Below are 22,729 nucleotides of genomic sequence, written 5' to 3' on the forward strand. Positions count from 1 at the left end.
CTACTGGTGGGTCGCGATGATCAGGCCCATGCGGTGGACGTGATCACGTAGTTGTTCCACGTGAGGGTCCTCGAGGAAGGGAGGCGTGTACGTCTCCCAGTCGATCGACCAGTCGAGGAAGAAGCGTCGCATCTCTCCTTCCTCCGGATAGTGCTCCGTGGCGAGGTGTCGCGGCTCGACGGGCATCATGTACTCGGCGCCGAACACGCCGCCTTCCTGCCGGCACAGATCCTTCATAGCCGAGATGAAGTCGCCCAGGGGCCGGTGGTGGTTGACGCTGTAGTGCCAGGAGCAACTTGTCCACACCGCTTCCGCAGGCCCCACCTTCACGGCAGGGCCGAGGATATCTGCCTCCACGATCTCGACTCGCTCTGACAGTCCTTCTTCAGCCAGCCGCTTACGCAACCCCGGCATATTCGACTGAATGTGCCCTGGCAGAACCACTGGACCGCCGTTGATCGCGGTCTCGTCACGCTCGATGGCCACGACGTGGATTCCGCGTCGGGCCAGAGGCAGTACGAACTTGCCATCCGAGGCACCGACGACGCATACCGACGACACCCCCCGCTCCTCGATAAGGCTCAGGAACAGCGGGAAGAACGTCCGAGTCTCCTGCCAGAGACTCCTGGTTGCCGGCATCAGCGTTCACCCGGCCTGCGCTGTCGCGTACACGACGTCTGGGATACCGACTGCGAATTCGTCGTTGGCCCGAGGCTCGTAGTTGATCGCCCGCGTAGTCTTGTCCCACCGGAAGGCATTCACGTCGCGGCCGACAGCCTTGCAGGAGACGGTCAGACCGCCACGTGGATCGGACTCGATGCGATCGAGCCACCCGTCGGCCACCAGATTGGAGCACTGCTCGCCTGAGGGCTCGGGAGACAGGTCGGAGTCGTACACGATGCGGATCCCCAGCCCCGCGTCCGCGATCTGATGGTGAAGGTCGGCGTACCGTGCCGCGTCGCCGACTTCGAGCTCCGGATTCTCGGCGGCGTTACCCACAAGCCGGAGAGCATGGAGCTTCAACTCCCCCACCCCGTGTGCCTCCAGCAGACGGGCGAGCGGAACCACGTCGTCGAGGTTGCCCTCGGTGACGGTCATCGTTGCGCCCGTGGTGATCCCCAGTTCGCGTACGAGATCCACCATCTCAATGGCACCCTCGAAGCTGCCGGCCTGACGGATGACGTCGTGCCTGTCTTTGAGGCCATCGAGGGACACCCGGAACTTGTCGAGCCACGGTGCTACCGCTTGGATCCGGGATCGGAAGCCACGGTGACCATTCGTGCAGATCTCTACCCGAAGGCCGATTCCCTTCGCGTACGCGGCCACGTCTTCGATGTGCGGATACAGAAGCGGCTCACCGCCCAGAAGAGTCACCGCTTCAAGCTGATACACCTCGCGGAAGTGGTCGAGGATGGCGCACGCTTCCGCCAGCGTGAACTGATCTGGAGCTTCAAGAAGCTTGCCGTGGAAGCAGGTCTTGCACCTCATGTTGCACTTGTATTGGAGTTGCAAGTAGAACATGCGAACGCGGATTATCCCTGCGACTTGATCGAGCACGATGCTCAACTCCTTCGGCGTGCCTGCGGGGGGTCGTAGGTTGCAACGCGTAGCAGCGGTGATGTCGAGCTCTCACTCCGTCTTGTGTGATGGGCCCAAAGGCTGGCGTCATTGGACTTTGACGAGATGAGTGAGCCCGTCGACAACGCCGGCTACATTAAGTCCGTTTGTGTCGAAGCGATTGAGATCAAACGACTCATACATACGTTGAGTAGCGGTCACATTGGATTCCTCTACGCGTGACCAGTAGCCCAGTCCGTTCTGCCTCGCACGCTCCGCCAACCGCCGCTGCCGTTCCGATTCATCTACTGTCAGAAGGAAGGTCACGTCCGGTTCGAGAGCCCTACTCCAATCGACTTGGGGAAGTTCAGTAATCCCCAACGCCGAATGAGTCGCGAGCGTCCGGTAGAAATAGCTCTCAACCACAACGTCCTGGCCGTTCCTCAGAACATGGTGAATCGTCTCGGACACTGCATAGTTCGTCATCATCCAGAAGTGCAGCCGGGGCATTACAAGCTGCTTCTTGTCGACTTCCTTACGGATATGCTCGAATTCGGGGAGGAGTGTCGGCATGGCCACTGCATCGAGAGAGTGAGCTAAGAGCGGCGCCACGGTGCTCTTGCCGACGGCGCTCAGCCCTTCAAGTACGATGAACCGGCCGTAACCGTTCCTACTTTCGTGCGCTTCCGCTTTGTCCGCAGGTTGTGGGGACAAGGTCGAGGGCGACTGTGGCACTTGCCGGGCTCCTTCTCATCGCACATCTCGGAGATAGCGTCGGCCTTCTGGTCAGGGGTTGATCTGAGGGAGCGGCATGGAGACCGCGTCTGAGGTTTCTGGTGACGGAGTCCGTGCCATCCCAACCGCGGACCCGGGGGATGTTAAGCGTGGTGACTACGGCGTCATGCCGCACATTTCACCGGTGATATCACTGGCGTGATGCTGACGTTCCGGCCAGTCTCATGAGGCCAATGACGCCGTCGGTTTTGGAGGGTGTTCCCAGCGAGACAGAGACCACATGGCAGGTCGGCCCTGTGGCTCACCCGATGAGCGGCCCTTATGTGCCGTTCGGTCGCTCATGCTTGTCGTGCCGCTCATCTGGCTCATCCCCCCTCCAGCCGGCATTCGGAGCATGGGGCCGGAGCATGGGGCCGGTGAGCTCCTTTGGAGTTTTGAGCCCGGCAAGCAGCTCGACGATCTTGTCGATGTTGGTCAGCCGCCGTGCGCCTGACTCAAGCATGGACAAGAAGGCTTGACTCAGCCCTGTGAGCGCAGCCATGTCGCTCTGTCTTAAGTCGCCTGCGACACGGACCAGTTGACACAGCCTGCCGAAGTCGCGAGCGAACAGAGCTTCCTGGACATCGGGACGGGCCCACACATCGCTCGGCACGCTGGGAACTGGCTCAGGCTGATGCCGCGTCCTGCGTGAACAGCCGCTGCAGTATTCCTCCTCGTTGTACCGACTGAGGACGCATTGGCAGCGCCGGCAGCGGCGGGCGTGTTGCCCCCTGCCCGTACCTACGGCAGGTGCGGGCGTGGGCTGTCCCATGTCGCGTGGAAGCGCGTGCCAGTGCATCCATCGAGGCGCCGAGCTCTGGGAGGGCAGCGGGCATGGCGCCGGAAGTGTGGATCCTTGCGGGATGGCAGCGCCGAGCACTACATCGCCCGCCAGATGTGCGGTGATCGCGGACAAACTCATCGACGGGGAGGCGCTCGTCGACGGACAGGTGCTCGTCGACGGGTATCGCATGACGAGGTCCCATCAGTAGGCCGGTGATCTTGTGCAGAACTGATCTCTCTGGCCGTCGGGGTTTCTGCGATCCGAGGACATCCCCGAACTCGACAGCACAGCGGCCTGGTGACCCAGTGAAGCCATCAGTCGGGCAGGCGGGAACGTTTCTGAGGGGTTCCTCTCGGGCTGAGGGCGCTCATGAGCACGTCAGCGTGGGTAGTCTCCCCATCGTCGAACGGGGTTGACGGGAGGGATGACGTGAGTGGTGAGTCGTTAGCAATGCACCCACTGACCTTCGTCCGCGAGTCGAGCGGCTGGGGGAAGGCCGAACTCGCCCGGCGCATGCAGGCGCGGGGACAGGAACTGGGCATCCCCCTGGCGACCAACCGCACAACCGTGTGGAAGTGGGAGCAGGGCCAGGAGCCGGACGCCGACGCTCAACGCGTCCTCGCCGACCTGTTGCGCGTTCCGTACGAGCAGGCTCAGGAGGAAGGATGGCCCCTTTGGCTCCCTGTATGGGAAGTTACCGGGCTCACCGCGCCCTGGACTGAGGCCGGTACGGTTGAGGCTCTCGCTGATCTGGTTGGGAGTGGCCGCATGGACCGTCGGGGGTTCCTCACCATCACCGGCGCCGCCCTGACGGGGCTTGCAGCGAGCTGGGCAGAGGCGCCCTCCGCTTTCGCCTCAGCACTCAATGGTGACCGAGTGACAGACACGATGGTCTCGACGATCGAGCAGCGCATCAGCACACTCCGTACACTCGATGACCAACTCGGGGGCGCCCGGCTTCTGGAGCAAGCCCGCGCCGATCTCGCCCTCATCACCGCCCTCTTGAGCGCCGGCCGCTACACGGACGAGATCCGCATCCGCCTGTACGCCCTGGCGGCCCGGGTCTCCCACCTGACCGGGTGGATGGCCTACGACGCAGGGCTCCGGTCCGCCGGGCAGCGATACTACGTTGGGGCTTTGCGCGGCGCCCGTACCGCTGGAGATGACGCCTTCGGCGCCTTCATCTTGGCGGAGATGGGAGTCCACGTCTCCGAGGCGGGCCGGACAGCCGAGCGGGTCGACCTGATCTCGACCGCCATTGGCAACGCCCCGCGAACGCTGTCGCCTTACACCCAGTCCTTCCTCTACCTGCACAAGGCCGAAGCACTGTCCCGCGACGGCGACCACCAGAGGGCCGGTACCGCGCTGAACCGTGCCGCTTCCCTTTGGGAGCGCCACACAGTCGAGGAGAACCCGGACTGGCTTGACTGGTTCGGCGAGGCACAACTGAAGTCGACAGAGGGCAAGGTCCTTCTGCGTGCGGGCCAGGTGGAGCGTGCAACGAGCTCGCTGGAGACCTCCGTCAAGAAGGCAGCACCAAGAGACAAGGCGGTCCGATCCAGTCGCCTCGCTGAGGCTCGCCTCGCCGGCAACGACCTGGACGGGGCGCTCTACGCTGCGAACTACGGCGCCGAACTCCTCGAAGACAAGGTCAGCTCAGTACGGGCTCTGGACCGCCTGAAGGAGTTCTCCGAGCGACTCGATCCGCACAAGTCTGTTCCAGCTGTCCGTGAGTTCCGCGAGCGACTCCGGGCGCTGCCCGGCGCAGCCTGAGCTCGTCCCCTCGCGTCCGACCGCCAGAATGCCAGGATGGACGGCATGACGACGATCGACGGTGAGGTCGCGGCCGGCTTCGAACCGGTGCGCGAGGCGTTCGCGGCGAACTTCGCCCGGCACGGGGACATCGGCGCGGCAGTGTGCGTGTACCACCACGGCCGACCGGTCGTGGACCTGTGGGGTGGAATCGCCGACCCTGACGCTGGCCGTCCGTGGGAGCGGGACACACTGCAACTGGTCTACTCGGCGACCAAGGGGCTGACCGCGACCGCAGCGCATCTGTTGGTCCAGCGCGGCGCGCTGGACCTGGACGCGCCAGTGGCCAAGTACTGGCCCGAGTTCGCCGCGAACGGCAAGGCGGAGATCCCGGTGCGCTGGCTGTTGTCCCATCAGGCCGGCCTCGTCGCGCTGGATCAACCGGTGCCGCTGGCCGAGGCACTAGCCTGGCAGCCCATGGTGGCCGCACTGGCCGCCCAACGCCCACAGTGGACGCCCGGCACAGCGCACGGGTATCACGGTCGGACCTGGGGCTGGCTCGTCGGCGAGGTAATCCGCCGGGTATCCGGGCGCACGCCGGGACGCTTCTTCGCCGACGAGATCGCCGCCCCCCTGGGGCTGGACTTCTTCATCGGCTTGCCCGCGAGCGAACGCGACCGGGTCAGCCGGATGATGTACAAACAGCCCGAGATCGACTTCACCGCCCTACCGCCGGAGGCGATCCCCCCGGAGCTCCGCGAACTGGTCGCCGCCTGGCGCGACCCGAACTCATTCAGCAACCGGGCGTTCTCGGTTACTGATCCGGCCGAGATCGACTTCAACTCACCCGAGGTTCAGGCCGCGGAACTGCCAGCCTCCAACGGAATCGGCACCGCTCGCGGATTGGCGCGCGCGTACGCTGGAGTGATCGGCGACGTGGACGGCGTGCGCCTGCTCACCCCGGAAACACTCGCTTTGGCGACCAGGGAGCAGGCCAGCGGGGCGGACCAGGTGATGGTGGTGCCGAGCCGGTTCAGCTCCGGATACATGCTGCCCACCGAGACAAACCCCATGACCGGCTCGAACGCCTTCGGCCACACCGGTCGAGGCGGCTCGCTCGGCTTCGCCGACCCGGAGCATGGCATCGCCTTCGGGTACGTGATGAACCACATCATCGGCGGTCCCGACGATGTGCGTGCGACGTCGCTGGTCGACGCAGTACGCAAGACGGTGGATTAAGAGTAGTCATTCGGGCGGCTCTCTGGGGACCGTGCTGTTCCGCCAGTTGGGGACCCCTTCGTCATTGGGCCAAAACTGCTCACCGCAGTCGCAGAACCAGACCGTCCCACTCCCGCCGGGCCAGATCATCTGATCGCACCAGGTCCGGTGTCCGGTACGCCAGGCGTGCCACATCGCTCGGATCTGGTGCACCTGCTCCTCCTCGTCGGCGGGGCCCTCAGTGTTCCAGGTGGCGCCGTCTGGTCCCGCCTCCTCGCGCAGGAGACGCAAACTTGATCTCGCAGTGATCAGCCTGCGAGTTTCGCAAGAGCCGCGTCGATCCGGGCCAGCGTGCGGTCCTCGCCAAGGACCTCCAGGGACTCGAAAAGAGGCAGGCCCACCGTCCGGCCCGTGACGGCGACACGCACCGGGGCCTGGGCCTTGCCCAGCTTCAGGCTGTGCTCCTCGCCGGCGGCCAGGACCGCCTCCTTGAGAGACTCGGGGCTGGTCCAGTCGGCCGCCTCCAGCTTGGCGCGGGCCGTGGTCAGGAGGGCCGACGGATCGCCCTTCATCGCCTTGGTCCAGGAGGCCTCGTCCTCGACCGGCTTCTTCAGGAACAGGAAGTCGACGTTGGCCGTGATGTCCGACAGGACGGCCAGGCGGGTCTGGGCATGCGGGGCGATCGCCTCCCAAGCAGCCCGGTCGAAGTCCTGAGGTGCCCAGTTGGCGTACGGGGCGCGCAGCCACGGCTCGCAGGCCTCGATGAACTTCTCCAGCGGCAGGGCGCGGATGTACTCGCCGTTGAACGCGGTCAGCTTCTTGATGTCGAAGAAGGCTGGCGAGGTGTTCACGTCCTCGACGCGGAACTTCTCCTCCAGCTCCTCGTACGGGCGAAGCTCGACATCGTCCCCGGGGCCCCAGCCGAGCAGCATGAGGTAGTTGGTCATCGCCTCCGGCAGGTAGCCCTCGGCGAGGTAGTCCTCAAGAGCGACCTTGTCCCGGCGCTTGGACAGCTTCTGCCGCTTCTCGTTCACGATCACCGGCAGGTGTGCCCACACGGGCGGCTTCGCCCCGAGCGCCTCCCACAGCAACTGCTGCTTCGGCGTGTTCGACAGGTGCTCGTCGCCGCGAATGACGAGGGTGATCCCCTCGTCGAGGTCGTCGACCACGTTGGCGATCAGGAAGACCGGGGAGCCGTCGCCGCGATGGATGACGAAGTCCTCGATCGCCGAGTTCGGGAAGGACGGCTCACCGCGGATCAGGTCCACGACGACGGTCTCGCCCTCGGTCGGCGTGCGGAACCGCAGCGCCCGACCCTCGACATACTCGAGGCCCCGGTCCCGGCAGAAACCGTCGTAGCCGAGGTGCTGCGAGCCGGTCCGCTCCTGCAGCTGCTCACGGGTGCAGTCGCAGTAGTACGCCAGGCCCTGCGCGTAGAGCTGCTGGGCGGCCTCGCGGTGCCGGTCAACGTTCTGCGACTGGAAGTACGGGCCTTTGAACGCGGGATCGTCCTTGGAGATCCCGATGGACGCGAGCGCGCTGACGATGCCGTCGATCCACTCGGGTCTGTTGCGGGCCGCGTCGGTGTCCTCGATCCGCAGGACGAACTTTCCCCCGGACTGTCGCGCCACGGCCCAGTTGTAGAGGGCCGACCGGGCCCCTCCAACGTGGAACATCCCAGTGGGCGAAGGGGCGAACCGCACCCGCGTCGTGGTTGAAGGCATGCACGCGAGCCTACTGATATTCGGTGCTGCTCGGCGTCGCTGTATCACCCGAGAGATATCACCGACGTGATGTGCGAGGGCCGCGCGCGCGGAGCAGGTTAGGCATCGGAAGGGCGAGTCTGGGCCGCCGTACTGAGCACACGCGGTGCCCGGCGCGGCGCTGCCGTGATCTCTGCTGCCCAAGCTGCACGCCGCCGGTTGTAGTGGCGGCTGCGCCGCGTCCCGAGCTTCCAACTCTCCACCGGAGCCCCGGGGGGAGACCGAAGAGGAAGGAGTAAGCGGTGAACGAGGATGCGCCCTCTGTCCCTGGCGGTGGCCTGCTCGTGGCCGTCGAAGTCCTGGCGTCCGTGCACGACCGCAACGACACCAGCGCCTCCGACCCGTCGCAGGGCGGGAGCGGTGACGGCCCGTGGCCCGGAGGGGACGGCCTGAACCACCCCGTGTAGCAGCCAGCGCCGCGACCGGACGGGGACCGTCGCTCCTGCGCGGTCCCCGCTTCGCAGTCAGTTTCTGACCGGAGAGATGGGGAGAGCATGCAGCACCGACTGATAGACGCTGTAGAGCAAGCACTGGGGTGGAACGGCCCCAGCCAAATCGGAGGAACCTTCGCCCGGGGCAGCCTTACTGACTCCGGAGTGACGGAACGGATGCTGACACCTCAACGGCTGCTGGATTTGGTTATGCGGCGCAGTCTCGCTCACCCGCAGTTCCGCATGTTCCGCGACGGTGAGGAACTGCACCCGAGCCACTACGTCAACTCGGAGGTCAGCCGTCGAGGCCAGAGCATTCCTATGGTGAATATGCGCCTCCTGCGCAATCTGCTTCGCGACGGCGCCACGATGGTCCTGGATCAGTCCAACGTGTTCGATCCCACGATGGAGGTGGCGTGCCGGGCCCTGCAGTGGTGGTCCCGAGAGCACGTCCAGGCGAACATCTACCTCACCACGAACGAGGCCGCTGGCTTCAGGCTCCACTGGGACGACCACGACGTCGTGATCATCCAGCTCGCTGGAGAGAAGGAGTGGGAAGTCCGTGGGACCTCACGTCCCTACCCGATGTACCGAGACGCGGCCCGCAACGACTCCCCGAGCGAGGAGATCGTGTGGGCCGGCACCATGAAGACCGGCGACGTCATGCACATCCCACGCGGCCATTGGCACCAGGCCACCCGCAACGGACGCGGCTCCGGCCAGAGCCTGCACATGACGCTTGGCTTCGAGAAGCGAACCGGGGTGAACTGGCTGTCCTGGCTGGCCGACTGGTCCCGTGAGACCGAGATCTTCCGCCACGACCTCGATCGATGGGGGAGCGCGGACGACAAGGAAGCCCAGCAGCGGCAGCTGACAGAAGCCGCGATCGCCCTGCTCGAAGCACGCGGGCCGGCGGACTTCCTGGTCTCCCGCGAGCAGGAAGTCGCTCCGCCCCGGCACGTGCCGTACGTCGACTTCTTCGGCCCTCTCACGTCCGCTGTCTGCATCACCAACTTCCCGCCAAGCCTCGTGGAGCACGGCGACACGGTCGAGGTCGTCGCGGCCCGCAAGAAACTTACCTTCGCGGCCAAGGCGCTCCCCGCCCTGCGCCTCCTCCTGAGCGGCCACCCCGTACAGCTTGACCAGGCAGCCAGCCAGGTCGGAGCCGAAGTAGAAGAGGTCGCGAAGATCCTTACGGAGGAAGAGCTGTGCGCACCCCTGACCGCCGAATTGTCCTCGGGCTACACCGATCTCGTCACGAACGCCGTCAGCTGATCGCCGCGCTCGACCTCGGCATCACCGGGATCGACACTGCCTTCAACTACCACAGGTTCACTTCGCACACGAGCCTCGCAAACGTCGGACGCGGCCTGCTTGACCGCTTCACCATCTCCACCAAGGTCGGCTTCTTCCCCGGGCACGACCAGGCCGAGCACTCGCTCGCCCCGGCCAGCCTGCTGGAGGCACTGGAACAGACCAACCGCGATCTGGGCCGCGCCCCAGACCTCGTCTTCCTCCACAATCCGGAACGCAGCCTCCGGGAAGCCGCTCCGGATCTTGCACGCGACACGCTCGCCCAGGCCTGTGCTGCCATGGAAGAAGCCAAGGTCAGGGGACTGTGCAGGGCCTGGGGCGCTTCCGCCTGGCACCCGTCGCCGCTGCTTCACGCGATTGATCCGACGGTGCCCAAGCCAGCCGTCCTGATGATCCGGTGCGGGCTCTTCGTCGGTTTCCACGCACTGAAGGACGCGGCGTCGCTCGCCGAGCGGTGGAGCGATCACACCACCCAGTTGTGGGGCATGAGCCCCTTCGGTGGAAACGCCAACAACCCAGTGTGGAGCAGGTTCGACGCACGCGTGTTCCTGCGAAACTGGCCAGACCATCTCACCCAGATGCAAGCGGCCTTCAGGACCGCCTTCCACCTTCCGCATGTGAATACGGTCGCCGTCGGCACGGACGACCCCACGCACCTACGTGACCTGGTCGACGTGCTGTCGTGCGAGGTGGACGAACAGGCTGTCGTCCAGTACCGGAACCTCCTCCACCACAAGGCACAACCTCAGCCCGCTTGAAGCTCCGCCACGATGCGTTCCGCCTCGATCCGGGCGAACCCCAGCCGGGGATCACCCGGATCAGTATGCCGGCCGAGGATCTTCGTACAGAAGAACAGCGACATGAGCTGGCCGTCCCGGCTCTCCAAGTCCCGGCGCCGCTCACGCCGCACCCGCTCAGCCAAGTCGGGGAAGACGAGCGAGTTCCCCCAAAGCCATGCCGCGTCCAGGCCCCGAGGAGCCATTCCCCAGTCCTCCCAGTCGAACAAACAGAACTGCGGCGCTGTCACGTTCGCCCAGTTCAGGTCCGCATGCGCCGGGGACCACTCCCTGATCGTCGTGTCCGTGACGTCTGGGAACGTCTCCTTGATCACCTCGGTAACGCCAGCCTGAGTGATCGTGACGGTGTCCGGTGTCGCCACACGCGTCGTGTGTTGGGCGGCGAGCGCATCCAACGAGACGTTCAATGCCTCCCACCACTCGTCCGGCAGCGACAACACCGAATCCGGACCCACCGGCTCTCCAGGCAGGAGTTCGGTTTCGTCGGCACGCCACATCGCCCCCCTCGCAGCATCGCTCCAGGACAACGCCTGCAGCCAAGCGGGCTTGGCCACACCGTCCAGGACCGCGGCGCACTCCGTCCCGTTCCAGCCTTGCCCCTTGACCTTTGCCAGCGGGCGCCGTTCAATCCGCACCCACGTACCTCGGTCCGTACACGCGCCAACCGTCCGGCGTTTCCGGACCATCGTCCCCAAATCCACACGCGTGCACAGTGCACGTTCGACGCGCTCAAGCACCTCATCAACCGATTCAACACGCAAATCGGTAGGGGCGACTGTGGGCGTAGAGGCAGTCATAAGGCTCCTTCGCTGACGTTTTGCGACGCTAGCAAGGACAGGTCACCACTTACGATCACGTCCCGCATAAATCGGCTTCTCGGGAAGAAGATAGCCACCAGGTTCCGACAGCAATATCACGCACGTAATGTGCGAGGTTCCTCACTTCAGTACACCCTACGCAGCCGAAGGTGCCGAAGGTGCCGAAGGTGCCAATAACAACACCTCACAATCTGCGAGCGAAGACACATGCGCCGGGGCCGCGTTGCGGCCGGTCAGATGAAGAGCCGCCCTATCCTTCGGTCTCCTCCGTAGCCGAAGGGCAGGGCATCATCACGACTTCTTCGGGGATGGTCTGCCCGACCATGTGTGAGACGGGGAGGCTGGATGGCGCTTGCGCTGGAACCGCGCGCCTTCCCAGCCGTGCTACCGATTTCTTGCGCGTGCGACCGCGTGATCTTCAGGAACAGCAGTGGTGGTACGCGTCCGCGTGCTCTCAGGCGGGATGAGGCGCGCAGGTCAGCGTGCGAAGACAGTGAACTTCTCAATGATCGTCTCGCGGTCCCCTCCTTGCGCCAGCAGCCCATGGAGAACTGTGGCGACTGCGCCAGGTAGGCGGAGCGGCCGAAGTAGCCGAGCTCAAACACCTCGGCCCAGACTCCGACGCGGTACCCATCAGCTTCGGCGTGTGCATCTCGGTGCAGCTGCCCGTGGGCGTACTCGCGCATCCCCTGCTCAAGCGTGGTCTGCACGGTAAACAGCAGCTGGGCGGCGGGGCGGCGCCGGACGTCCAGGAACCGCCAGTCCAGGCGGTGCTCCAGCCCCGGTGTGCTCGTCGATCGGTAGCGGCGTCGCACTCGTCCACGCGACAACTCCGTGGCGCCGGAGGATGCAGGTCCCTCATCCTGACGGCATGCCCACCATCATCACCCCCCGCCTCTGGTGCAACTCCACAGCGGTACGCCCCCACTGGCAGGACCTACCGCAGGACGTTCGCCGACTCATCGCACAGCGTCTCGGGGGTGAGGTCCAGGCCGGGCCCAGCGCAGGGAGCGGATTCACGAGCGGCTTCGCCGCAGTGCTCCGTGGTCCGTCAGGACCTCAGTTCGTCAAAGCGGTCAACAGGCTGGACAACCCTGTGGTCGCCGACTGCTACCGCCGGGAAGCATCGATCAACCAGGCGCTGCCCCCACAGATTCCGGCACCACGCCTGCAGTGGATGGAGGAGCACGACGGATGGGTCGTCCTCGGCATCGATGCTGTCGACAGCGGCCGCCTGCCCGCCACGCCATGGAGAGCTGACGAGCTCACGGCCACCCTCAACGCCTACACGATCACCGCAGAGGCACTCTCCACCCCACCCGCGTCACTCCAGCACGTCGGCCTCAGGCCGGTAGGAGACGACGGTGACTTCGCCGAGTGGCGCAACCTCGCCCGTGGCGCCACACCCACGGACGTTCTTCCCGCCTGGATGCCACTCGGCCTCCTGGACGTGCTGGGTAGCCTGGAAAGCGGATGGCGCGAGGCCGTTGCGGGCCATGCCGTCCTACACCACGATCTGCGCCAGGACAACGTGCTGATCGACGCGTCTGGCGCCGCATGGATCTGCGACTGGAACTGGCCGTGCCTGGGAGCGAGCTGGTTCGATCTGGTGCTGCTCCTCGCCACCGCATACGCCGACGGCCACGACGCCACGTCCCTGTTCACCCAGCACCCCACCGGCCGTGGAGTCGCCGACGAGCAACTCGATGCGGCACTGGCTGCGCTCTCGGGCTTCTTCCTGACCTCCGGCGGACAGCCCCCAGCCGACTGGTCACCACACATTCGCCAGCACCAGACGTGGTGTGGAGAGGTCGCCCTGCGATGGCTGGCCGACCGGCGTGGCTGGGCATTCTGATCGGCGAGATGTCCGTTCAAGGCGCGTCAGAAAGGCCTCTCGGCGTCAGGTCGGCACCGGTGCTGGCTGGACGCCGCTCGGGATCCAGTTCCGCAGCGCCTCCGGGACCGCCACGGTGCCGAAGGCGTACGGGTGCTATCCGCTTCGGTGCGCGGGCCATGCAGATCCGCCTTAACTCATAGACCGGCCCAGTGTGAGATCACCGCTCTGCTCTGGCGCCTTGGTGGACTCGTGGGTGTAGCCGGACAAATTGTCCGGCCCGTTCTGGGCCCGAAAGCGGATGTTGAGCACGGCACAGCAGCCCGAGTCGCCCCCGATATCGCGGTCTGCACGGCCGCTACCGTGGATGACGGACCAAAGTTGGGGAGGCAGCGCGCATGCGTGGTCTTGGTGATCACCTCAGCATCGGAGAGCGGATCGCGTTTTACCGCGAACGGCGAGGCTATACGCAGCCTGTGCTTGCCGGTCTCGTCGGGCACAGCACGGACTGGCTGTCGAAGATCGAGCGAGGCGTGCGGAAGCCGCCGAGGATCGACAAGCTCGCCGAGCTCGCTCGTGTACTACGTGTCCCCCTCGGCGACTTGATGGGTCAGCCCGTCCTCCTGGAGGACGAGGAAAGGCACATGGACGACGTGCCGGCCGTCCGCGATGCGCTGATGAGCCCTCGGCGGCTCTCCAAGCTGCTGTTCGGTCCCACGGCGGAGCGGCAGGTGCCTCGGCCGGACCATGCGCAGGTCTTCGTCGAGCGCAGCTGGGACGACTACCAGGCTGGCCTTCTTGGCAACGTCATCGCCGCCCTGCCCGGACTGCTGAGGACTGCCCAGGAACTGGAGGACCTCCCGCACGGCGATCAGCACCGACGCGGCCTCGCCGTCTCGGCTCGTACGCATCACCTGGCGGCAACCACCCTCGCCAAGGTCGGCGAGTCCGACCTCTCCTGGCTCGCCGCCGAGCGCGCCATGCGAGCCGCCGACGAATCCGAGGACCCGCTGTCGCTTGTGTCCGCTGCCCGCTCCGGTACGCACGCACTACTGGCCAACGGGCGATACGAGGACGCCCTCGAACTGGGCGATACGGCGGCGGCCTGGCTCGCCAGTCGGGTTCGCGACGACGACCCGGCCGCCTTGAGCCTGCTTGGCATGATTCATCTGCGAGCTGCGGTGGCCGCCGCACGTCACCAGGATCGCCCTACCGCCCACTCCCTGCTGGAGAAGGCGAAGCGACTCGCCGAGCGACTCGGTTCCGACGAGAACTACTGGCAGACGTGCTTCGGCCCGACGAACGTCGAGCTGCACCGCCTGTCGATCGAGCTTGACCTCGAGAACATCCCGTACGTCGTCGAGCATGGCAGCATTGATGTCTCCCACATGCCGGCGGAACGCGCCGTGTGCCATCGCATCGACTTCGCCCGCGGCCTTTGCCTCAGGGGCCGCGTCGACGAGTCCTTCAGCGAGCTGCGGGCAGCCGAACGCACCTCGCCCCAGCTCGTGCGGAACAATCCACGCGTACGCGAGACCCTTCGCGATCTGAGGAAACAGTCCCCGGTCACGGGCGGCAGCCACTCGTCCGAGCTGCTGGCCATGGCCCAACGATGCAGGGCGGTGCAGTGAGCTCGATGCAAGGCAAGGTGCTGGGCGTCGTCGGATCGAGCGCCGGTGGGATCGAGGAACTGCGTACGGGGCTCGTGGTCCCGGCACTCGAACAGGGCTGGACGGTCGCGGTCACGCTCACACCGACCGCAGGGCAGTGGCTTCGCGCGAGCGGGGAGTCGACGGAGCTCGAAGGGTTGACCGGCCTTCCCGTACGGGCCGAGTCCCGCCTGCCGGGTGACTCCCGGCCGCATCCGCCAGTCGACTGCTACGTCGTTGCCCCGGCGAGCGCCAACACCGTCGCCAAGCTCGCCCTGGGCATCTCAGACAACCAAGCGTTGACACAGGTCAACGAAGCCATCGGGACACTGGACCTCCCAGTAATCGTCTGGCCCCGAGTGAACGCCGCGCATGCCCGCCACCCCGCATGGGATGGACACATCAAAGCCCTTCGCGATTCAGGGGTGCGGTTGATCTACGGAGACGAGGTGTGGCCGCTCGCCGAGCCGCGGGCAGGGATGCCGGGGCGCCGGTACCCGTGGGAAGCCGTACTGGATGAGGCCAACAGGGCCATTGTCTAACGCTTCGTCAATAATGCAAAGACCAAGAGAAATTGGACCCGGACAGTCTGTCCGGGTCTTTCCTTACGACTGGCGCCACCCTGAGGACATCACCGACTAACGGAGGCAACGGGTGCCCGATCAGGGTTTGAGCACGGCGCTCCCCGACACGAAAGCCTGGGGTGACGCATCCAGGAGCTGCCCGAGCGCACGCACGGATGGAACGGCTGGTAGTGACTACTTGTCTCGGCACTCGCCAGAGGCCACCCTTTCGCCGTCAGCGCCTACTGGCGTCACCCGGCTCTGCAGCCTCTGCCGATGCCGTCTAAGTCGGTACAACAGCGAAGACCTGTGCGCTGGTTGCAGCCGCGACAACCAGCACCACCATGCACAGACCGTGCGCTGCGTCTCCATGGACCTCTGGCAGCTACCCGATGTCCGGCAAGCCTTGGTCAACAGAGAATTCGGGCGCGTGTGCCAGCTGATCAGACAGCACGGTGGGATCCGCCAGGACGACATGGCCACAATCACCGGCTTGAGCCAAGCCTTCCTGTCGATGCTCGAGTCCGGCGCTCGCAAGCTGACCAACATCGACAAGATCATTCAACTGCTGGAGGGCCTGCAAGCTCCACTAGAACTCACCGGACCGATGCTTCGGCCTAGCATCCATCACCAGCCTCGTGGCTCTACGTCGGCGACTCTGTCGCGGCTCTGACCTCGTCGGCTTCACCGGCTGCGAAGCCGGCACCACCGCCCGGAACCTCCGCTATCTCGGCGGCGCTGACGATGTGCGGGCGAGGTCGCTGGTCGAAGCAGATTGAAGGGCGCTGCAGCCAAGGAGAGGGAGGGCATGCGCAGCATCTGGGCTCGGTGGTAGCGGAGCATGGGTTGAGCCACAGGTCGCTCGTTGTCGATATCTAACTGCACGTCCACGTTGTTGTTCCGCCTGGTGCAGGCCCATTATGTGCCCCGCGATGGCCTCTCGCGGTACATGTTGACCGGGTGTAAAGTCGAGTTGTTCGGCAGCTGCGTTCCGTTTCTGGGACATGTTGCCGATCACTGCGAAGGACCCGGCTCCTGCAAGAGCCAGGCCCTCCGTGCAGTAACACGAGCCCGGTCGCCTTCACACAGGCCGGGCTCGCTGCATGTTCAGCGGCCCGCCGCGGCCGGGCGTTCTCGTGCGTGGACGCCCTTAAAGGACGAACTGCGCCACGAATGTAGCAAGCGCGACGATCAGGCCGCCTACGCCGATGATCACCTGAGCCTTTTCGGGCCCGCTCCACCGTCGACGGGGCTTCTTCCTGTCAGGACTTGCCACTGCGTACCTCCTATCCTCCAGCCCTGACTCTCAGGGCGTCGTGCTGAACACCTTTGCTGTCCAGCCAGTTGAGGGGAGGATCGAGGAACGCGGTCATCGTACTGTACGTGAGCAACTTAACGTACACACGTCGCCTGCGACACGTACACATTAGTGTGCCGTCTGTGTCAGCGTGCCATCAGTACACCGCGTGGCGGGTGTTTTCGCAAACAACTCCGTTTGGATTGCAGACAGTTGGAGGCAGTGGCTAGGCTACGACGCCAAATGACCAGGGGGTTGGCATGCCTACCGTCCACACGGCGATCCGCGCGAACATGGGGTCGACGCCCTACTACGTGACCACCATGAAGGTCGGCGATCTCGTGCAGATCGCCCGGCCGGCAAGCGAGCAAGAAGAGTGGGCTACCACTGGATTGACCGAACGGCTCCAGCGTGAACTCAACAACACGCGTGTCCGTTCGGAGATCGCCCCCTACCTAGCCAACTCGCCGGACCGGTTCTTCGGTGCGCTCATCCTGCTCCTTGACGCTGACGAGCAGCCGGAGTTCGAGCCGTTCAGCGACCTTGTCAAGGCACTCCCGAAGGCGTACCGAGTAGCCATGGCGAAGGACTCCTTCGGCTTCCTCACCATCGACAGCGGCGACCGGATCATCCTTGACGGCCAGCACCGCTTTGCGGCGCTGCGCGAAGTAGTGATCGACAGGTCGGTCGACGGGAGCTTCGCGGCAGAAGTAGCTGATGATGAGGTGACCGTCATCATCGTCCCCCATATCAGTACCCAGCACACCAGGAAGATCTTCAACAAGGTCAACCGCTACGCGAAGAACACCAGCCGAGGCGACAACATCCTCACTAGCGAGGACGACGGGTTCGCCATCCTCACACGTCGGCTCGCGGATGACGATGGCCCACTAGCTGGCAAGAACCATAAGGGTGAGTCAATCGTCAACTACAGAAACAACACCATCGCTGAGCGTAGCGCGCAGCTCACCACCCTCAGCGCCCTCTATGAGACCGTCCGGATCATTGCAGATCACTACGGCATGGCGGACGAGTTGAATGAGAAGAAGACTCACGTGCGCCCACCGGACGAAACGCTGGATCAGGGCTATGAACACGTACAAGGTTGGTGGACGGCCGTCCTCGACGGCATGTCGCAACTCAAGTACGGCCGGGACAACACGAAGGTCCTGCCTGAACTACGCGCCAAGGATGCCGCTTTCGGTCTGCTGTTCAAGCCGGCCACTCACATCGTGCTCTTCCAGGCGCTCTCCCAGATCCTCAAGGCGGGACATCCCGATTTGACTCTCCAGGAAGCTGTTGAGCGGGCCTATCAGATCGACTGGAAGATCACGAGCCCCCTTTGGCGAGATGTATTGATCAACTCGGCTCACAACATCCTTACGAAGAGAGAAAACTACAACCTGGCGGCCGACCTTGTGACATACCTCGTCATCGGCGACAAGCTTGATGCCAACGATGTCGACATGCTTCGGGTTCGTGTGGCAACAGCCCGAGGCGAAGACGAGTCGACGTTCACCCTCCCGGACCGCCTTGCAAACTAAAAGGCAGGGAGCCATTGCCCCTCCAGGCGCACCTCAGCCAAACGCGCGCGGGATTCACACAGGTGCCGGCCTTCGGAAGTAGTCAGGTGGCAGGGGGACAGCAGCCTTGGAGTGTCGAGCCAACCCGTCCTGGTGGCCCCTGGATGCGCTAACTGGCTAGTGGCACGGATGTCTCTGTACCTGCACCGACATGTGAGCAGGGCACTCCTTGCGACGCCCCGGCACCGGTGACCTCCAGTTCGAACCACGTCTTCTTACCCGCCGTACAGGGCTCCGAGCCCCATGCAGTTGCCAACGCGTCCACTAGGCAGAGACCACGCCCGTGTTCGTCCATCGCGTCGGCCTGGCATGGGCGCACCAGGGTGGGCTCAACGTCGGTTACTTCAACACGCAGCCGCTCTCCGGTCCACCGCACCGCCACCACGCAGGCGGCCTGCGTGTGCCTGACCGAGTTTGCAACCACTTCCCCGGTGAGCAACCCCAAGTCGTGAGCTAGTTCGTCATCCAACCCGAGCCCAAGCCGCTGCGCGCGACTGACGACGCGGGCTCGGGCGGCTGGCACTGCCTCGACAGAGGGCGGGACGGTGAACGCATAGGGCGACTCTCCGAGCGGGCCGGGCATGACTGTGACCTCTCGCAGGGCGGGAGCTAGGGTGCCGACGGGATCTCCCGGGAGTGATTGAACTGCTCGCCGACTCCACTGGGCCTGACCACAGGTCACCCAATGAAACCGGCAGCAGTCCCGCCGGCGGCGGAGAACCACCATGGCTCAGAAGTGGCCGTTCCCCCTATCGCAGAGGTGATATCACCGGGGCGATACTGGCCGGGCAAGCCATTCACCAAGGGCGGCGACGACTGAACATTTCGCCCACTCTCCGAAGAGCTGATCCTGCTGGACTGGCGGCAAAGCCGCCAGTGTCGCTGTGGCGCCCTCTGGAATGAAGATCGACCATAGGTCCGACCAAGACCTTGGTCCGTCGCCCCGGTCCGGGGTGGCGGCGATAGTACCCGGCTTCCGGAACTCGTCCGAGAAGGTGTGGAGTTCGCCCTGTTCATCTACATAGACGGCTGCACTCGCAAAACGACACGCCCGCTTCGCCGTAAGGTCTGCGAGATGCGTCAACCCGTCGGGGCCGAAGGCTTCGAGGGCTTGCTTGACCATGGGCCCCGGCCAGCCACCGAACTCATCTATGTAGAAACCTGAGTCCTCGACAAACAGCGGTCGTCTGAGAATCGTGAAAGCTTGTTTGGCCTTATGCTGCGCGACCTCTGCGACGGAGGTTGTCTGTATCTCGTCCAGCTCCAACGCCACCTGCTCCACCTCGATGGACCAGCGCGCCAGATGCTCCTGAGCGGTGCGGAACTTCCCCTCATTCCCCGTACACATCGCCACCTTGATGCTCGGCACGTACAGAGAGCTCCTTCCTGAACTCGACTGCCTGCCAACGTCCTGCGGGAAGACGCGGGCACGAGGACATGCCTCGGTGTAGAGCAGCTGCATGAGCATGGCCTCTTTGGCTCTGCAAATCCCGCCGCCACCCTGGCCTCCTCGCCACCGACCCGGGCAAGATCTCTCGTATTCTGCCTCCACCTCCGGGAGCCGACACCGGATTCTGAGTCATGCAGATGGGCCGATCAGGTCCCACCTCGGGCATAAGACAGAGGCAGAGGTAGGTGACATGACTGAAACCGCTAGGACTAATCTTCATGTAGAGCGGTGCCCGGCCTCGCCGCCCTCGCGGGCTGGGCGCTGTCAGTTTGCGCACCAGGAGGCGAGATGTTCCAGGGCACCATTCCGGGCCCCCTGCGCTCCATCGTCCGTGAAACAGCGAGAAGTTGGCCCCGAGGGCCGGTCTATGTGCCGTGCTGCGGCAATTTCACCATCGAACGATCACTGGCCGGCATGGGCTTCTCCCTCCACTCGTCGGACGTGTCCATCTACACAACCGCCATCGGCCGTTGGCTGACCGGCCAACCGGCGGGAATCCGCCTTCGGGAAGAGAGCGTGGGCGAATTGGGCTGGCTGGCCGGCTCACTGGACGACGGCATCGGCACGGTCGCCACGATGATGCTCGGAACGCGATTCCTTGCGAGCATCGGCCGTGAAGGGCTCTGGCACGAGCGGACCGTGCGCTCCTACCGCGACCAATGGACAGCCAAGCACGCCGAGACGGTCGATCGGCTGTCCCGCGCGGACGTCGCACTCGCCTCTTACGAGGTCGAAGATGTCCGCACGTGGCTTGCAAAGATGCCGCGCGATGCTCCGGTCTGCTCGTTCCCGCCCTTCTACGGAGGCGGGTACGAGAAGCTGTATGAGCCCCTGAACGCCCACTTCGATTGGGACGCGCCCGAGTACGAGCCGCTGTCCGACGCCGACGTCGTCGATGTCCTGGGCGCAATCACCGACCGACCGTACTGGCTCACCGCCTCCAACCACGACGTACCTGAGCTGCACCGATACTTGCGCGGCGTGATCAAGGCCACCCCGCGCGCCGCTCCCTTCTACGTCTACGCCTCCGCTGCGCCGACGCGGATCGTGTCCCCCCGCCAGCCCATCCAGCCGGTCAAGGCCCCACGCCTGCGGACCGGTGACGAACTGGTCGGACCGCTGAAGCTCGCCATGCTCAAGCCGGGCCAGTTCAACGCGCTGCGCTCCCGCTACCTCAACCCGCGCATCGCGCCCGGTGCCGCGAACCTCGCAGTCGCGGTCAAGGAAGGAACAGGGAAGATCCTCGGTGTCTTCGCCATGGCGCCGAGCAGCTACACGCCCGATGAGGCGTACCTCCTGTCCGACTTCGCGGTGGCGCCAACGAACTATCCGCGGTTGTCGAAGCTGATCGTGCTCGCGGCCACCAGCGCGGAAGCGCAGCTGCTGTGCCAGCGGGCGTTCTCCCGCAGGATCCGGGCGGTGTCCACGACGGCGTTCAGCAACAACCCGGTGTCCATGAAGTATCGCGGGCTGCTTCGGCTGACCAAGCGTGGCCCGTCACACGAGGAAGGCTGGAAGTTCCAGCTCCAGTACCAGGGGCCGATGGGCGAACACACGCTCGCCGAAGCCCTGGAGAAATGGGCGAAGCGGTGGGGCGCCCGTGCCACGACGACCCAGAAGGAAGTCTGACCATGGAGGAGACGCCACAGCTCGCCCCGCCGCAGATGGTGCAGGGCGACCCACGCACACTGACGCTGCTGGACGTCAACGCACGGTACCTGCCCCACGAGCAGTTCCGGCAGCTCGTCGCCAACATCAAGCGCGACGGGCATCTGACCTCGACCCCGCTGGTGTGGAGCGACCGCGACAGCGGGCGGCTGATCGTACTGTCCGGCAACCACCGCACCCTCGCGGCCATCGAGGCCGGCCTGGAGATGATCTGGTGGATGCAGATCGACGAGCCGCTCCCCCGCCAGCGGCAGATCGCCATCCAGCTCAGCCACAACGCCATCACTGGGCAGGACGATCCGGCGATCCTCAAGGAGCTGTACGAGGAACTGGAGTCGGTGGAGTGGCGCCAGTACACAGGTCTGGACGACAAGGCGTTGGACCTGCTGGAAAAGGTCGACGTCTCCAGCCTCGGCGAGGCGAACCTCGACTTCGCCAGCGTGCAGCTCATGCTCCTGCCCGACGAGTTGGAGCGTGCAGAAGCGGCATTCGACGCCGCACGCTCCACGGCCTCTGCGGATCAGCGGTGGGTAGCCGGCCTGGAGCAGTACGAGCCAGTGCTCAATGCCCTGGAGACCTCCCGGGCCGCGTACAAGATCGGCAACAGCGCGACGGCGCTCGGTGTGATCCTCACCGTGTTCGAGCGGCACCTGGGCGAGCTGGCCGACGGCTGGTTCGACGCGGCCACCGGGGCGGCGACGCGGTCGGGGACGGCGCCGCTGGAGACTGTGTTCGGCGTGCGGGATCTGCCAGTGGAGACGGCGGCTGTCGTGCGGGCGGCCATCGACCGTATGGTGCAGGACGGCACCGTGCCCGCCGACGAGCCCTGGCGTGTCCTGGAAATCATGGCCGAGAACGCTGCTCACCCAGGCGCTTAGGCACCCGGTCGTGAGCAGTCGATGTGCCGCGGGGACGTCGTACGCACCCCGGGCTCGTGCTCGTACAACGGGTTTCGGGCCGCCTACTCCTCGTCCGCGGTGAAGGTGCTGCTGCGGTCGAGACGGCGGATGAGGCCGGCGTCTGCGAGAGCGACGAGGTCCTGGCGGGCAGTCGCAGCCTCGGGAGGCCGATCGCGCCGTCGGCCCGGAGCCCGCGCACCTTGTACGCGGCCAGGGCACGTTTGCTGTCGCATGCGCCGCCGCCGCTTCGCGTCATGGCGAGGAGTTGCATGGCGCGCGGCGCGTCCTTCGGCAGTACGGCCACAGCGTGGACGTCCGGCTCGGACAAGGCCAGCACGGCATGCGTGAGGGCTGTCAGGAGGTAGGCGGTTCGGTCGCCGCCTTCTGCTTCCCAGGCCGAGCGCAATGCGTCGAAGGCGGCCTGCCGCTGATCGGCGGGGTCGGTCACGCCTTATCCCTTCGCTGAGCGAGGCTGCTGTGGCCATGGTCCCGCATGGCGATTACCGGATCGCTGTTGTCTGCGTGATGGCTGTCTACCCTTGAGTTCTTGCGCAGCAGGACTGTCGGTGGCGCTGGGG

The 22,729-nt window shown here is 65.2% G+C and carries 20 protein-coding genes and 1 pseudogene; 12 read left to right on the top strand and 9 right to left on the bottom strand.

The window, feature by feature from the left end; genetic code table 11:
• From NW895_RS02330 to NW895_RS02345, 4 genes are all read right to left on the bottom strand, one after another.
• Positions 1-639 carry a class I SAM-dependent methyltransferase gene (locus NW895_RS02330; protein ID WP_289933346.1) on the bottom strand — a complete coding sequence of 213 codons (639 nt, stop codon included), beginning with the start codon at positions 637-639 and terminating at the stop codon, positions 1-3.
• Between the two features lie 6 nt (positions 640-645).
• On the bottom strand, positions 646-1,557 hold the full coding sequence (locus NW895_RS02335) for a radical SAM protein (RefSeq protein ID WP_289933347.1): 912 nt from the start codon (positions 1,555-1,557) through the stop codon (positions 646-648).
• Between the two features lie 108 nt (positions 1,558-1,665).
• Positions 1,666-2,292: an AAA family ATPase gene (locus NW895_RS02340; protein ID WP_289933348.1), complete on the bottom strand. Its 627-nt coding sequence runs from the start codon at positions 2,290-2,292 to the stop codon at positions 1,666-1,668.
• A 319-nt stretch (positions 2,293-2,611) separates the two neighbouring features.
• Positions 2,612-3,304, bottom strand: a complete 693-nt coding sequence (locus NW895_RS02345) for a helix-turn-helix domain-containing protein (RefSeq protein WP_354670060.1) — start codon at positions 3,302-3,304, stop codon at positions 2,612-2,614.
• 261 nt (positions 3,305-3,565) lie between these two features.
• Between NW895_RS02345 and NW895_RS02350 the strand changes: the two genes are divergently transcribed.
• Both NW895_RS02350 and NW895_RS02355 read left to right on the top strand, forming a co-directional pair.
• A complete protein-coding gene (locus tag NW895_RS02350) occupies positions 3,566-4,888 on the top strand; it encodes a transcriptional regulator (RefSeq protein WP_289933350.1) in 1,323 nt (440 codons plus the stop codon).
• 45 nt (positions 4,889-4,933) lie between these two features.
• Positions 4,934-6,106 (top strand): serine hydrolase domain-containing protein, encoded by a 1,173-nt coding sequence (locus NW895_RS02355; RefSeq protein ID WP_289933351.1) that lies wholly within the window; start codon positions 4,934-4,936, stop codon positions 6,104-6,106.
• Between the two features lie 287 nt (positions 6,107-6,393).
• Here NW895_RS02355 and gltX read toward each other — a convergent pair whose 3' ends face one another.
• Complete coding sequence (gene gltX, locus NW895_RS02360) at positions 6,394-7,761, bottom strand: glutamate--tRNA ligase (RefSeq protein ID WP_289933935.1); 1,368 nt, start codon at positions 7,759-7,761, stop codon at positions 6,394-6,396.
• Positions 7,762-8,090: 329 nt separating this feature from the next.
• Here gltX and NW895_RS02365 point away from each other — a divergent pair, with 329 nt between their 5' ends.
• The 3 genes from NW895_RS02365 (at position 8,091) to NW895_RS02375 (ending at position 10,351) form a co-directional block, all read left to right on the top strand.
• Entirely contained in the window at positions 8,091-8,255 is a 165-nt protein-coding gene (locus tag NW895_RS02365; protein WP_289933353.1) for a hypothetical protein, read from the top strand.
• Positions 8,256-8,342: 87 nt separating this feature from the next.
• On the top strand, positions 8,343-9,554 hold the full coding sequence (locus tag NW895_RS02370; protein WP_289933354.1) for a cupin domain-containing protein: 1,212 nt from the start codon (positions 8,343-8,345) through the stop codon (positions 9,552-9,554).
• Entirely contained in the window at positions 9,488-10,351 is an 864-nt protein-coding gene (locus NW895_RS02375) for an aldo/keto reductase (RefSeq protein WP_289933355.1), read from the top strand. Before NW895_RS02370 ends, NW895_RS02375 begins: the two co-directional genes overlap by 67 nt.
• Here NW895_RS02375 and NW895_RS02380 read toward each other — a convergent pair.
• Both NW895_RS02380 and NW895_RS02385 read right to left on the bottom strand, forming a co-directional pair.
• The gene (locus NW895_RS02380) at positions 10,339-11,187 is read right to left on the bottom strand and encodes a hypothetical protein (RefSeq protein ID WP_289933356.1); all 849 of its coding nucleotides are present in this window, start codon (positions 11,185-11,187) and stop codon (positions 10,339-10,341) included. The genes NW895_RS02375 and NW895_RS02380 overlap by 13 nt on opposite strands.
• Before the next feature lie 572 nt (positions 11,188-11,759).
• Positions 11,760-12,024, bottom strand: a pseudogene (locus tag NW895_RS02385) (amino acid--tRNA ligase-related protein); the annotation flags it as partial.
• A gap of 280 nt (positions 12,025-12,304) precedes the next feature.
• On the opposite strand from NW895_RS02385, the gene NW895_RS02390 reads away from it, so the two are divergent.
• From NW895_RS02390 to NW895_RS02410, 5 genes are all read left to right on the top strand, one after another.
• Complete coding sequence (locus tag NW895_RS02390; RefSeq protein ID WP_289933358.1) at positions 12,305-13,063, top strand: aminoglycoside phosphotransferase family protein; 759 nt, start codon at positions 12,305-12,307, stop codon at positions 13,061-13,063.
• A gap of 377 nt (positions 13,064-13,440) precedes the next feature.
• Entirely contained in the window at positions 13,441-14,673 is a 1,233-nt protein-coding gene (locus NW895_RS02395) for a helix-turn-helix domain-containing protein (protein WP_289933359.1), read from the top strand.
• Between the two features lie 5 nt (positions 14,674-14,678).
• On the top strand, positions 14,679-15,233 hold the full coding sequence (locus NW895_RS02400) for a flavoprotein (RefSeq protein WP_289933360.1): 555 nt from the start codon (positions 14,679-14,681) through the stop codon (positions 15,231-15,233).
• 391 nt (positions 15,234-15,624) lie between these two features.
• A complete protein-coding gene (locus tag NW895_RS02405; RefSeq protein WP_289933362.1) occupies positions 15,625-15,927 on the top strand; it encodes a helix-turn-helix transcriptional regulator in 303 nt (100 codons plus the stop codon).
• An 884-nt stretch (positions 15,928-16,811) separates the two neighbouring features.
• A complete protein-coding gene (locus NW895_RS02410) occupies positions 16,812-18,095 on the top strand; it encodes a DNA sulfur modification protein DndB (protein ID WP_289933364.1) in 1,284 nt (427 codons plus the stop codon).
• 148 nt (positions 18,096-18,243) lie between these two features.
• On the opposite strand, the gene NW895_RS41145 is transcribed toward NW895_RS02410, so the two are convergent.
• Together NW895_RS41145 and NW895_RS02415 are read right to left on the bottom strand one after the other, a co-directional pair.
• Positions 18,244-18,861 carry an ATP-binding protein gene (locus tag NW895_RS41145; protein WP_354670061.1) on the bottom strand — a complete coding sequence of 206 codons (618 nt, stop codon included), beginning with the start codon at positions 18,859-18,861 and terminating at the stop codon, positions 18,244-18,246.
• Between the two features lie 39 nt (positions 18,862-18,900).
• Positions 18,901-19,596 carry a non-canonical purine NTP pyrophosphatase gene (locus tag NW895_RS02415; protein ID WP_289933365.1) on the bottom strand — a complete coding sequence of 232 codons (696 nt, stop codon included), beginning with the start codon at positions 19,594-19,596 and terminating at the stop codon, positions 18,901-18,903.
• Between the two features lie 276 nt (positions 19,597-19,872).
• Between NW895_RS02415 and NW895_RS02420 the strand changes: the two genes are divergently transcribed.
• Complete coding sequence (locus NW895_RS02420; RefSeq protein ID WP_289933366.1) at positions 19,873-21,213, top strand: hypothetical protein; 1,341 nt, start codon at positions 19,873-19,875, stop codon at positions 21,211-21,213.
• Between the two features lie 2 nt (positions 21,214-21,215).
• The gene (locus NW895_RS02425; RefSeq protein WP_289933367.1) at positions 21,216-22,130 is read left to right on the top strand and encodes a ParB/Srx family N-terminal domain-containing protein; all 915 of its coding nucleotides are present in this window, start codon (positions 21,216-21,218) and stop codon (positions 22,128-22,130) included.
• Positions 22,131-22,729 lie beyond the last annotated feature (599 nt).

Source organism: Streptomyces sp. S.PNR 29 (assembly GCF_030386795.1).
Lineage (GTDB): Bacteria > Actinomycetota > Actinomycetes > Streptomycetales > Streptomycetaceae > Streptomyces.

Bases quoted from the DNA above. Each gene is read 5' to 3' on its own strand.
- NW895_RS02395 (WP_289933359.1), top strand. From the start codon at position 13,441: ATGCGTGGTCTTGGTGATCACCTCAGCATCGGAGAGCGGATCGCGTTT.
- NW895_RS41145 (WP_354670061.1), bottom strand. From the start codon at position 18,861: ATGGTGGTTCTCCGCCGCCGGCGGGACTGCTGCCGGTTTCATTGGGTG.
- NW895_RS02350 (WP_289933350.1), top strand. From the start codon at position 3,566: ATGCACCCACTGACCTTCGTCCGCGAGTCGAGCGGCTGGGGGAAGGCC.
- NW895_RS02415 (WP_289933365.1), bottom strand. From the start codon at position 19,596: ATGCAGCTGCTCTACACCGAGGCATGTCCTCGTGCCCGCGTCTTCCCG.
- NW895_RS02330 (WP_289933346.1), bottom strand. From the start codon at position 639: ATGCCGGCAACCAGGAGTCTCTGGCAGGAGACTCGGACGTTCTTCCCG.
- NW895_RS02370 (WP_289933354.1), top strand. From the start codon at position 8,343: ATGCAGCACCGACTGATAGACGCTGTAGAGCAAGCACTGGGGTGGAAC.
- NW895_RS02345 (WP_354670060.1), bottom strand. From the start codon at position 3,304: ATGCGATACCCGTCGACGAGCACCTGTCCGTCGACGAGCGCCTCCCCG.
- NW895_RS02425 (WP_289933367.1), top strand. From the start codon at position 21,216: ATGGAGGAGACGCCACAGCTCGCCCCGCCGCAGATGGTGCAGGGCGAC.
- NW895_RS02380 (WP_289933356.1), bottom strand. From the start codon at position 11,187: ATGACTGCCTCTACGCCCACAGTCGCCCCTACCGATTTGCGTGTTGAA.
- NW895_RS02420 (WP_289933366.1), top strand. From the start codon at position 19,873: ATGTTCCAGGGCACCATTCCGGGCCCCCTGCGCTCCATCGTCCGTGAA.
- gltX (WP_289933935.1), bottom strand. From the start codon at position 7,761: ATGTTCCACGTTGGAGGGGCCCGGTCGGCCCTCTACAACTGGGCCGTG.
- NW895_RS02400 (WP_289933360.1), top strand. From the start codon at position 14,679: ATGCAAGGCAAGGTGCTGGGCGTCGTCGGATCGAGCGCCGGTGGGATC.
- NW895_RS02410 (WP_289933364.1), top strand. From the start codon at position 16,812: ATGCCTACCGTCCACACGGCGATCCGCGCGAACATGGGGTCGACGCCC.
- NW895_RS02355 (WP_289933351.1), top strand. From the start codon at position 4,934: ATGACGACGATCGACGGTGAGGTCGCGGCCGGCTTCGAACCGGTGCGC.
- NW895_RS02405 (WP_289933362.1), top strand. From the start codon at position 15,625: ATGGACCTCTGGCAGCTACCCGATGTCCGGCAAGCCTTGGTCAACAGA.